The sequence below is a fragment of the Asticcacaulis benevestitus DSM 16100 = ATCC BAA-896 genome, from assembly GCF_000376105.1.
Classification (GTDB): Bacteria; Pseudomonadota; Alphaproteobacteria; order Caulobacterales; family Caulobacteraceae; genus Asticcacaulis; species Asticcacaulis benevestitus.
The window spans coordinates 40,140-51,945 of the sequence record NZ_AQWM01000009.1 but is presented as its reverse complement, the minus strand read 5'-3'; the positions used below and the strand labels follow the sequence as shown (position 1 = coordinate 51,945).

Annotated in this window: 9 protein-coding genes; 6 read left to right on the top strand and 3 right to left on the bottom strand. The window is 62.0% G+C overall.

What is annotated here, in order from left to right:
- The first annotated feature begins 26 nt into the window (after nt 1–26).
- The 6 genes from B060_RS0111565 to B060_RS0111535 all read left to right on the top strand — a co-directional run bounded on the left by B060_RS0111565 (nt 27) and on the right by B060_RS0111535 (nt 7,611).
- On the top strand, nt 27–698 hold the full coding sequence (locus tag B060_RS0111565; protein WP_018081949.1) for a response regulator transcription factor: 672 nt from the start codon (nt 27–29) through the stop codon (nt 696–698).
- A 123-nt stretch (nt 699–821) separates the two neighbouring features.
- Nucleotides 822–2,342, top strand: a complete 1,521-nt coding sequence (locus B060_RS0111560; RefSeq protein WP_018081948.1) for a sensor histidine kinase — start codon at nt 822–824, stop codon at nt 2,340–2,342.
- A gap of 447 nt (nt 2,343–2,789) precedes the next feature.
- Nucleotides 2,790–5,732, top strand: coding sequence for a bifunctional [glutamine synthetase] adenylyltransferase/[glutamine synthetase]-adenylyl-L-tyrosine phosphorylase (locus B060_RS0111555; protein WP_018081947.1), 2,943 nt, complete (start codon nt 2,790–2,792; stop codon nt 5,730–5,732).
- Between the two features lie 186 nt (nt 5,733–5,918).
- Nucleotides 5,919–6,629, top strand: coding sequence for an RNA polymerase sigma factor (locus B060_RS24330; RefSeq protein WP_018081945.1), 711 nt, complete (start codon nt 5,919–5,921; stop codon nt 6,627–6,629).
- A complete protein-coding gene (locus B060_RS24325; RefSeq protein WP_018081944.1) occupies nt 6,626–7,075 on the top strand; it encodes a hypothetical protein in 450 nt (149 codons plus the stop codon). Before B060_RS24330 ends, B060_RS24325 begins: the two co-directional genes overlap by 4 nt.
- A gap of 2 nt (nt 7,076–7,077) precedes the next feature.
- Entirely contained in the window at nt 7,078–7,611 is a 534-nt protein-coding gene (locus B060_RS0111535; RefSeq protein ID WP_018081943.1) for a periplasmic heavy metal sensor, read from the top strand.
- Here B060_RS0111535 and greA read toward each other — a convergent pair.
- The 3 genes from greA to B060_RS0111520 all read right to left on the bottom strand — a co-directional run bounded on the left by greA (nt 7,595) and on the right by B060_RS0111520 (nt 11,735).
- Complete coding sequence (greA, locus tag B060_RS0111530; protein WP_018081942.1) at nt 7,595–8,074, bottom strand: transcription elongation factor GreA; 480 nt, start codon at nt 8,072–8,074, stop codon at nt 7,595–7,597. The two genes, B060_RS0111535 and greA, sit on opposite strands and share 17 nt — an antisense overlap.
- A gap of 219 nt (nt 8,075–8,293) precedes the next feature.
- Complete coding sequence (locus B060_RS0111525) at nt 8,294–10,897, bottom strand: PAS domain-containing sensor histidine kinase (RefSeq protein ID WP_018081941.1); 2,604 nt, start codon at nt 10,895–10,897, stop codon at nt 8,294–8,296.
- A 262-nt stretch (nt 10,898–11,159) separates the two neighbouring features.
- Nucleotides 11,160–11,735, bottom strand: a complete 576-nt coding sequence (locus tag B060_RS0111520) for a response regulator (RefSeq protein ID WP_018081940.1) — start codon at nt 11,733–11,735, stop codon at nt 11,160–11,162.
- Nucleotides 11,736–11,806: the final 71 nt, after the last annotated feature.

Below are 11,806 nucleotides of genomic sequence, written 5' to 3'. Positions count from 1 at the left end.
TTATTGGCCTTAAGCGAGAGTCGAGAATGAATGTCCTGATCGTCGAAGATGATGTGGAAGCCGCGCAAAACATGCAAAAAGGCCTGAAAGAGGCCGGTATCGAAGCGCGTCTGGCCGGTGACGGCGTACAGGGGCTGGCGGCGATCAAGGCGGAGGTGCCGGACGTTATCATCCTCGACCGCATGATGCCGGTGATGGATGGCGTTACCATGCTGCAAACCCTGCGTGCTGAGGGTGTCGATGTGCCCGTGCTGTTTCTCTCCGCGCTTGGCGAACTGGAGGACCGCGTGTCGGGCCTGCGTGCCGGCGCCGATGATTATCTCGTCAAGCCGTATGCCCTGACCGAACTGGTAGCGCGCGTCGAAGCGCTCAGCCGCCGCAAGGAAAAGGACCAGGTCGAGACCATCCTGCGCGTTGGCGATCTGGAAATGAATCTGATCTCGCGCGTGGTGAAGCGCCAGACCAAGGTGATCGATCTGCAGCCGCGCGAATTCCAGTTGCTGGAATTCCTGATGCGCCATGTCGGCCAGAGCGTCACCCGCACCATGTTGCTGGAGAAGGTCTGGGCCTATCATTTCGACCCGCAGACCAACGTCATCGACGTCCATATCTCACGCCTGCGCTCCAAGCTGGACAAGGATTTCGACCGTCCCATGCTGCATACCGTGCGCGGCGAGGGCTATCAGCTTAAGGCCTGAAGGCCTGAAGCTGCTTTTTGCTTGTGCGCTCAAGCGCCGCGCGGGCTTACCTCGCAACGGCTCGGTCGCGCGGTCGCGCTTGCCAAATTGCGGATGCAATTTGGAGATTAGTGGATTTTACTTATGCCGGACGCATCTTCCAATAACCGCAAGGACCTGATCGACGCCGTATGGCGGCGCGTCGATGCGCTCGCCATCCTGCGACCGAACTTCTTCCGGCAGACGCCTTTCCGCCTGACCATGGTCTTCCTGTGCGTCTATGTCTTCGTGGCGGCGCTGGTCTTTGGCTACATCTACCTCGCCACCTCGACGGAATCGCGTGCCTGGGGCAATGTCTCGGTCGACGCCCGCATCAAGAGCCTGCAGGATATCGACGCCCGCGAAGGCCACGCCGCGGTGGTGGCCAAGATCCTGGGCGATGACGCGGTGGAATGGGTGTTCGCCAAGGGCGCGTTCGACAATTCCGGTCAGGTGCTGGCGCAGAACGGCCGCGCCCGCATGGAAGGCCGCAACCTGCCCGACACGGTGATCCGTGAAGGGCTCAAGCAGGTCAGCGCCGACAATCCGATCGCCTCGATCAACTTCTTCTCGCTGTCGCCGAGCGATCCGAACTGCTGCCGTTTCCAGGGCCGGGTGGTCCGACTCGATGATAACTTCTATCTTTACGTCGCCATGGATATGTCATGGGCCGATCATGGTTTCCAGCAGGAGATCAAGGCCGTGGCGGGCGGCGGCCTGCTGGTGGTGATCCTGGGCCTCTTCGCCGGCACCCTGATCAATCAGGAGGTGACGCGTTCGGTGGCGCGGGTGACCTCGGTGCTGACCCAGGTGCAGGAGGGCGATCTCAAGGCGCGGATTTCGGTGCGCGATTCCGGCGATGAGTTCGACGCGCTGTCTCTACGCATCAACCAGACGCTCGACCGCATGGAAAAGACCATGGGTAATCTGAAATATGCCGGTGACGCCATCGCGCACGATCTCAGATCGCCGTTGTCGCGCCTGCGCACCAAGCTGGAGGTCAGCCTGTTCGAGGTCGAGAAGGACACCGCCGAGGCGCCGCAGGTGGCCCGCGATGCCCTGGCCAAGGCGCTGGAAGAGACCGATCAGCTCCTGCGCACCTTCCAGACGGTGTTCTCGATGTCGCGTCTGCAGGCGCAGGGGCAGGCGCCGGATCAGGTGCTGTTCTCCGCCACCGAACTGGCCGAGGACATGGCCGAACTGTTCGAGGCGGTAGCATCGGACAAGGGGCTGGAGTTCGAATCCGAAATCGAAAAGAACGTGCGCGCCATGGGCAACCGCGATTTCCTGGCGCAGGCTCTGGCCAACCTGCTCGATAACGCCATCAAATATACGCCGGTGCCGGGCGGCGTCACCTTGCGGATGCGCCATACCTCGCAACGGGAAATCGAGTTCTCCATCACCGACACCGGTCCGGGCGTGCCGGAAAAGGACCGCAAACGTATTTCCGAGCGGTTCGTGCGGCTGGAAAATTCGCGCACCCTGCCGGGGGTTGGTTTGGGGCTGTCGATGGTCGAGGCCGTGGCGGTGGCGCACAAGGGCCGTCTGACGGTGGCCGAAGGGCCGGGCGAATTCGACGGCCAGGGACCGGGTTTGAGGACAGCGCTGGTTCTGCCGCCGGTTTAGGCTGTGATAACAAATTTGACTTCTTATTTTTCAACCCAATCAGGTATCATTATCACGTCAACGTGATGGAAATGGGTAGACGTACTACAGCGATCCTGAGTTAAAATTCAGGTGCAGGTTCAATCCCCGCCGTAGACGGTTATCACTCCTAGTGAAGCCCGTGACGGAGGGGCCGACCCGAAGTAAGTCAAGAGGCCCCTTCCGTCAGCGGCACCAGCCATAAAGGGCTTCGCGCTGCCACCTCCCGGAGAAGAAATAAGCGCTTTGCGATGGGGGTCTCATCCGTGGCAAAGCCTTCCTTTGATAAAGTACGAACAGGTTGAAAACCGTCAAATCTGCCCCAGCGTAAGCTTCTAATCTCAAAAACATGTTGGAAAGCTTGGTATTGTCAGCGATTCAGGGTTAAACATGTAGGACAAAAGACGCAGGGACCTGTATCTCTACCTCATGGCTGACGTTTTATTCTCTTCTCTGGTGGACCGGCTGCACAGTTGCGGGCCGGTGCTGAACGCGGGCGCGGCGGATTACGTCTTCGAGACCCTGTACGAGGTCGCCACGGCCGAGGGCTGGCGCGACGTGCTTCAACAGGCCGAACCCGCCCTTCGCCCCGTGGTCTCTGCCTCGCCCTATCTGGCCGGCCTGATGCGGCGCGATCCGCAGCGCCTGCGCGAAACCCTGATCTCGGCGCCGGAAGCGCGCCTGAAAGCCATCCTTTTGGCCACCGAGGCGCTGGAAGCACAGGCCGCCACGGTCGAAACGCTTGATATCCCCGCCGCCAAGAAGATCCTGCGTCACCTCAAGGCCGATACGCACCTGCTGACCGCGCTTGCCGATCTCGGTGATGTCTGGAGCCTCGATCACGTCACCGCCGCCCTGACGCGCTTTGCCGATGCGGTGACCAGCGCGGCGTTGGCGCTGGTGGTGCGTGAGGAGCGCGACAAGGGACGTCTGTCCACCTATGAAAACGGCGAACGCGGCATCTTACCCGGCATGTTCGTGCTGGCCATGGGCAAGCATGGCGCCGGCGAACTGAACTATTCCTCCGATATCGACATTACCTTCTTCTGCGATCTCGATCGTCTGCCGGTCAATGAACAGGTCGATCCGCAGACCTTTGCTGACAGGGTGGCGCGCGGGGTTTCGACCCTCCTGTCCGAGCGCACCGGCGATGGCTATGTCTTCCGCGTCGATCTGCGTTTGCGCCCCGATCCGTCCTCGACGCCCACCGTGGTCAGCGTGCCGTTTGCGCTCCACTATTACGAATCGGTCGGGCAGAACTGGGAACGCGCCGCCTTTATCAAGGCGCGGGCCGTAGCGGGCGACAGGGTTGAGGCCAAGGCCTTCATGAACGATCTGTCGCCGTTCATCTGGCGGCGCAGCCTTGATTATCCCGCTATCGCCGACGTCCATTCGATCAAGCGACAGATCCACGTCTACAAGGTCGATGAACGGCTGGAAGCGGCGGGCGCCAATCTCAAACTGGGCGCCGGCGGCATCCGCGAGATCGAGTTTTTCGCTCAGACTCAACAGTTGATTCTTGGCGGGCGCGATCCCTCCCTCCGCTCGAAACGTACACTAGATGCCCTTGATGCCCTGCGCCGCGCCGGCCATCTGGCCCCCGCTGTCGCCAAGGAACTGAAGCAGGCTTATGTCCGCCTGCGCGACTGGGAACACCGCGTCCAGATGATCCAGGACGAGCAGACCCACGAACTGCCGGAAAATGACGACGAACGGATGCGCGTGGCGGTGCTGGCCGGCTTCTCCAATCTCAGCCGGTTCGATCTGGCCGTGTCGCGCACCCTGCGGCTGGTCAATGCCCACTATGGCGAGTTGTTCTCCGAGTCCGAGCCCCTGTCTTCGTCGTTCGGTTCGCTGGTCTTCACCGGCGTCGAGGATGATCCCGAAACGATCAAGACGCTGGCGCGCATGGGATTCGATCATCCGGAACAGGTGGCTTCGACCATCCGCGCCTGGCACCATGGCCGCATCCCGGCGACGCGCTCGGAGCGCGGGCGCGAACTGTTCACGAGATTAGTTCCACGCCTGTTAGAGGCGTTGAACGAAACTGGAACTCCGTCGATCGCTTTTACGCGCTTTTCGGTCTTCTTCTCGGCCCTGACCGCCGGTGTGCAGATCCAGTCGCTGTTCCTGGCCAATCCGAAACTGTTCCACACCATTGTCGAGATCATGGGCTTCTCGCCGCGTCTGGCCCAGATGCTGGCGCGTCACCCGACCTCGTTTGACGCCATGCTCGATGCCGGTTTCTTCGATCCTCTGGGCGAAGAACTCGATCATCTGGTCAGCCGCGAGGTCGAGCGCGTGCCGCCCGATCTGGAAGCGGTGATGAATGCGCTGCGCCGTATCGGCCGCGAGCAGCAGTTCCGTATCGGCATGCAAATCCTCTCCGGCCGCCTCAGCACCGAGGCGGCGGGCGCGGCCTATGCCCGTCTGGCCGATGCCTGCGTGCATCATCTGGCGCCGCTGGCGCTGGAAGATATTGTCCGTCAGGCCGGCCGGCTTGATGGTCAGGTGGCCATTCTGGCGCTCGGCAAGCTCGGTTCGCAGGAAATGACCGCGACCTCCGATCTCGATCTGATGGCGATCTATCTGCCCGATGATCCGAGCACCGGCTCATCGGTCAAGGGCTGGGCGGCGGAGACGTGGTTTGGCCGCTTTACCCAGCGGCTGATCTCGGCGCTTTCGGCCCCGACGCACGAAGGCCAGCTCTACGAAATCGACATGAAGCTGCGGCCGACCGGCGCCAAAGGGCCGGTGGCGGTATCGCTGGCGGCGTTCGAGAACTATTACACCAAGGACGCCGACACCTGGGAATTCCAGGCCCTGACGCGAGCGCGCATCGTCTGGTCGACCTCGGCCGATTTCGCCGATCTGGTGCGGCTGAAGGTCGAGACCATCCTGCGCCGTCAGCGTTCGCGCAGCCATACGGCGCTCGATGTGCTGGCCATGCGGGCGCTGATGGAAAAGGAACGCCCGGCCAAGGGCTTCTGGGATTTCAAGCTGTCGGTCGGCGGGCAGGTCGATGCCGAATTCGCCGCGCAGTATCTGCAACTGATCCATGCCGAGGCGGGCGGACCCTTGCGCGTCGGCACGCTGGCGGCGCTTTCGGCCATGCAGCGCGCCGGTCTGGCCCCGGCGGCGGAGATCGAGGCGCTCAGTACGGCGTGGAAGGTGCAGCAATCGCTGGCGCAGGTCATGCGGGTGTCGCTTACCGCGCAGGACGATCCGCACAATGAACCGGAGGCTTTTCAGCGCAAGCTGGCGCGCGCCGTCCATACCCGCCGGCTGGATACGCTGGAGAAGAAGCTGCGTGATATCCGCAAGAAGGCCCGCATTGCTTTCGAAAAAATCGTCCGCCCTGCCGATATATAGATTGGCGGGCGGACGGGGGGCGTTTGAAAAGATTGTGACGCCCAGCGACGGATATAGGCACATCAGGCGTGAAAGAGATGAAGATGAGCGGCGGGTCATCTATCCGTCGCTTCATCATCAAAGCTGCTCTGAGCTATGACAAAAACACAATTCAAGCCCGTTTGGCGTGCTAAAGGACACTAGCCCATGCCGCAGATGCTTGCTTTAAAAGTGGTTGATCTCGAAACCGAGCGGCGCAGGCGGGCGCAGTTGGCACTTGTGCTTTCTGGAAGCAATGTGGCGGGGAGCAGTGTGACGACGGACCCGGATGAGGTTTTGCTGGAGCGGATCGGACGCGGCGATATGGCGGCGGTGTCGGCGCTTGTTTCGCGCAAGCTGCCCCGGATTCTGTCGCTGGGGCGCCGTATGCTGAGCGATCCGGCCGAGGCCGAGGACGTGGCGCAGGAGACCATGTTGCGGACGTGGAAGCAGGCGGCGACCTGGGTGCCCGGCAAGGCGCGCATCGATACCTGGATGCATCGCGTGGCGCTCAATCTGTGCTATGATCGCCTGCGACGCCGCAAGGATACCGTCAACACGGATGATATCGAGATTATGGACGACGCGGCGGGGCCGTCAGCTCAGCTTGAGCAGGCCCAAGCCGCTCAGGCCTTGCAGAACGCCCTGGCGCAGTTGCCCGAGCGTCAGCGCACCGCCATCACCCTGAACTATTATCAGGAGATGTCGAACATCGAGGCGGCCGCTGTGATGGGGGTGAGCATCGAGGCAATGGAAAGCCTGCTGGCGCGGGCGCGGCGCACCTTGCGCAGCCTGATGCGTGATGACAAACAGGTATCTGGCGATACCAGAGTAAGACCCGCGGGCGTAAAGCCGTCGAAAGCGGGAGGTGAGATATGACACGTACAGTAGACAACAAGCGTTTCCAGACGATTATCGAGGCCTATGGCGCGACACCCGCGCGCTGGCCCGAAGACATACGCGCGGCCATGCACGCCTTTGTCGCCGCACATCCGACCGAAGCGCAGGGTGTGCTGGCCGAGGCGCGGGCGCTGGACGATATGATGGAGGCGGTGAGGGCTGCCGATCATCGCCATGCCGAGGCCGATCAGGCGCTGTTTGAGAGCGTGCTGGCGCAGTTTGTGCCGGTCGATACGGTGGTGACCCTGCGTCCGGCGCGCGCCGTGAGCGGCAGCCACCGGGCGCTTGTGTGGGGCATCGGTTTTGGCCTCGCCGCCTGTCTTGCCGGCGCGATTTTTGGTGTTAATCTCAGCCTGATGAGCCTGAGCGATCTGCGCGTGCAGACCGTGCTGGAACAGGTGGCCATGATTGATGGGGATCGCTGAGCATGACGGATCGTCGCCTGAAATGGGCTCTGGTGATTTCGCTGGTGCTGAACCTATTCCTGATCGCTGCCGGCATAGGCGCCGGCATCGTGTTCAAGCGCCATATGCGTGATGTCCAGCGCCCGATGGCGATGTCGAAGGCGTGGCATGAGGCCAGCAAGAACACCACGAAGGAAGAGCGCCATCACATCTATCTGCTGCTCAAGTCGGCGGCCCTGAGTGGCGAAGCTGACATGACCAAGGCGCGGTCCCTGCGCGCTCAGGTCAATGATCTGGCGGCGACAGATCCGTTTGATGCGGCGCAGGTCGCCATGCTGTCGGAGCAGGCCCGCAGCGCCGAGAACGATGCGCGCGGCAAGATCGAGAATACCCTGATCCTCAACATGAAGGAACTGCCGGCGCGCGAGCGTAGCTTTCTCAGCAAAACGCTGCTGCGGCCGAGCGGCCGCTTCGATCGTTTTATAGAAAAGGACGACAAACCGCCGGTACAGGTCGGCGGTGGTGATATGAGCGCTGCGGCTAGCGTATCGCGGTGATCTCGACGCCGGCACCAGCCACCTGAACCTCGTCGCCGATTTCCTTGCCGAGCAGTGCGCGCGCCATCGGCGACACGTAGGAAATGCTGCCCTTATTGGGATCGGCTTCGTCCTCGCCCACAATCCGGAAGGTCTGTTCGCGGCCGTCTTCCCGGGCGATGATGACCTCACAGCCGAACACCACCTTTTGCGGCGATGTTACCGGATCGATGCGCTGCGCTGAACCCAGGCGGGCGGTGTAATAGCGCAGGTCGCGGGTGGCGCGCGCCATGGCGGTGCGGTCTGCGTTGATCAGGCCTGAGGCCTGCGCGGCGCTATAGGCCGCCTTGGCCTCGGCGAAGGCGGTTTCGAGAAAGGCTAGGCCTTCAGGCGTCACGAGGTTGGGATGGGGCGAGATCGGGCGATCGGGCAGGTTGGCGGCCGCGGCTTCGTGATCTTCGTCTTTGGTAAAGGCTACACTCATGGGGGATTGTAGCATCGGGCATTGTAAAGAAGCAAGAAACCCCACCACCCCGCCTCAAGGGAGGGGAGGTACAAGAATAGATCAAGCTTCAAAATTCAATCATTGAATTTTGGCAAGGGCGCCCGCCCGCCGCGCATGCCATAGAAGCGTACTAACGCTTCGCTTCTTGAGCACAGTGCGCGTATCCTCTTACGAAAAAAGCTTAATCGCTAAAAGCTATTAAGCCGCTCTACCACTGCGGCGGTGATCATCACCTTCCGACGCGCCGGCGGCGGTCTGGCGGATCGGCAGGATGACCGTGGCGCGGGTGCCTTCGCCCAGCAGGCTGTCGACCTCGAAGCTGCCGTTGTGCATCTCGATCAGCGACTTGGTCAGGGCGAGGCCGAGGCCCGTGCCCTCCTTGGTCTTGGAGAACTGGTTCTCGATCTGCTCGAACGGCTTGGCGAGGCGCGCCATATCCTTGGCGGCGATGCCGATGCCGGTGTCGCTGACCGTGATGTGGACGTTGTCTTCCGTGGCGGCCGCGGTGATGGTGATGGTGCCGCCCTGCGGGGTGAACTTGACCGAATTGGTCAGGAGATTGAGCAGAACCTGCTTTAGCGCGCGGAAATCGGCCGAGATTTCCGGGAGTTGCGGCAGATGCACGCGGACTTTCAGGCCCGCTTTTTCCGCCTTTTGCCGCACCAGACGCAAGGTGTCCTCGACCATTTCGTCGATCGCCACCGGCTCGAAATGCAGGTTCAGCTTGCCGGCCTCGATCTTTGACATGTCGAGAATGTCGTTGATCAGCGACAGCAGATGCTGGCCGGAACTTAAGATATCGCCGGAATATTCCTTGTAACGCGGATGGCCGAGCGGGCCAAACATTTCCGACGCCATGATCTCGGAGAAACCGTTAATGGCGTTGAGTGGGGTGCGCAGCTCGTGCGACATGTTGGCGAGGAATTCCGACTTGGCGTGGTTGGCGGCTTCGGCGCGGATCTTGGCCATTTCGTATTTGCGCGCCAGGACCGTTTGCTGCTGGCGGCTGTGTTCGAGCTTTTCGACCAGGCCCTGAAGCTGTTCCTCGTTCTTGCGGCTCAGTTCTTCCTGCAGCTTCACCGCGGTGATGTCGGTGCCTGTCAGAACCCGGCCGCCTTCCAGCGTGCGGCTTTCCGATACCTGTATCCAGCGGCCATTGTTCATTTCGGCCTCGAAGACGCCCTCGCGTTCGTCCTGTGTCGGTTGCTGGCGGCGAATGGCGATCTGCATCACCTGATCGATCAGGTCGCGCGGTGTGCCGACGCGCAGGAAGCGCTCGTCGATATTGAAGGTGTCGCCGAAGGTGGCGTTCCACATCAGGAGCCGGTTGCGGCGATCCCACAGCACGAAGGCGTCCGACACCGAGTTGATGGCGTCACGCAGGCGCGCCTCGGCGCGCTGAGCGCGAAGCTGAGCGATGCGCTCATCGCTGACATCGAGCGCCACGCCGGACAGGCGGGTGAAGCCGGCAGAGGTGCGTTCGCCGACTGACTGGCCGCGCGCATCGACCCACAGGGCCTGACCATTGGGGCCGGGCACGCGGAACGAGACATCGAGCGCGCCAGTGGAGCGGGCGGTTTCCAGCGCCTTGACCACCTCGTCGCGCTGTTCGGTCGAGATCCGGTTCAGCACCTCCGTGGTCGAGGCCACGCCGCCGCCGCCCCAGCCGAGCATGACGCCGGTGACGTCGGACATGTAGATCAGGTCCTGGTCGAGATCCCAGTCAAAGATGCCGCACCGTGCCGATTCGACGGCGAGGCGGTAGCGCTGCTCATTGACCTGGAACTGCCGGGCGTCGTCGCGGTTCTTGCGCGCCTGGAAGAACAGCAGAAGGCCGAACAGCGCGCCGATCAAAAGCGGGCCACCTACGAAGACAATGGCCTTGATCAGGCTTTGTGACGCGAAGAAGAAGCGCTGGGTCGGCATGGCCTTGAGCAGGATCAGGCCGTTGCCGCGGCTGCCTACGGTCTGCGGCACTGAGGCGATCTTGACGAAGCCGCCTTCGGTCAGGGCGCCCTGGATCAGGTGGCCGGAATCGGCGCGATTGCGGAGTTGCGTGTACGAGATGGCCAGCGCGGTCTTCACGTCCTTGCCGATGAGGCGCTCATCAGAGGCCTGCACGATCACGCCGGCCTCATCGATCAGGGCACTGGTGGCGCCGGTGGCCGTATCGTCGCGGATCAGGCCGTTTTCGAGGCGGGCGACGAGATCGGGCCTACCATCGGCGCCCTTGAGGACGGCGTAGGGGCGCTCGCCCTGGCTGAGGCGCGAACCCATGGCTTGCAAGGTAAAGCCGCTGCGGGCTGGCGCGGCCCTGGCAACTTCGGCGACCAGTTCGGGATCATCCTTGCCGCTGATGGCGAGTACGGATGATCCTTTGACGACGGCGACGCTGACAAGACTGTCGCGCCCAAGCCTCAAACCTTGTTCGGCGGCGCTTAAGGGCTCGGTCTGACGAAAGCTCCACTGGCCCTGTGCCGCTTCGAGCGCCAGCCGGGCCGTGCTCAAGCGGGCGTCGAGCTGGGCGGCGCTCAGGCGCGTGGCGGCCAGCAGGTTCTGCCCTTCGGCGTCCTTGTCGGTGGAGAGGCTGTTGCCCAGTTGCAGGGTGGACAGGCCCATGAAGGTGACCAGGCCGAGGGTCAGACCAAGGGCGCCAACGCGAATCCATAGCGGCATGACCTGACCGACCGAGGTATGGACGGCGCGCGACAGAGCGGTTTTGCGCGATGTCTTCGAGGGTTTGTTTGAAGGTTTTGGGGCTGGCATCTTTGCGGTCGGCGTGGCCGCTCCATTGGACGACATCCCGACGCGGTTTCTCAAGGCAGCGGTGCCTGTTGGGGCCGGACGCGTTCCTGACAGGGCGCTTTGAGAGCGGGAAGGTTGACGCGGCTCCGTCACAAAAGGTCTCACCCGTGAATTAGACGAACAGATCAGCCAACGGGTTCGCTTGCCCCCTGATTCGGCATATTCTGTCAGGGTAAACGCGGCGTTAACCTGTTGTCGAGAGTCTTAAGACTTTATAAACTTAAATAACTGGCCTGTTGCAGCGCCACGCGCGTCAGCTTCAGGCGTGTTCATCCTCTTGATGGTGACCGCTACTGGCCTCGCCTGACTTTTTCGCGGTGGCCTGCGGCGGTTGATGGTCTTCGCTCCAGCCTTCACGGCGCTCAGGACCATGGTATTTGCTGTCCTGCTTGCGGCGGCGATCGGGGCCGAAATAGTTGCCGCTGCTGGTCTTGATAAACGGGCGCGGGAAATCGACGATGGCGACGATCTTGCGGCGCAGTTCGATAGCGGTGACCGGCTTGCAGCAAAATTCGTTGGCGCCGGCATCGCGCGCCGCCACCACTTTTGAGCGTTCCGAGTGCGCCGTCAGCATGATGATCGGCACGTAGCGGTTGGGGCTGTCCGATGAATTACGCACAAGCTGAACGAACTCGACGCCATCGAGCACCTCCATCTGGTAGTCGCTGATGCAGATATCGATCGCGTCGTGCTTGAGGCGATGGAAGGCTTCGGTGGCGTCACGCGCTTCAAAAATGTGCGTGGCGCCAAACCCGCGCAACAGAGTCTTGACGATGTTGATCATGTGGGCGTTGTCGTCCACCACCAGGAACCTGACCCGTTCGAGGCTTGCCAATACTGTCTCCCGGTATGCTGACGAAAAGGACTATGCGCGCCCGCGTTAAGCGCGTCATTCTAGTTAGCGAA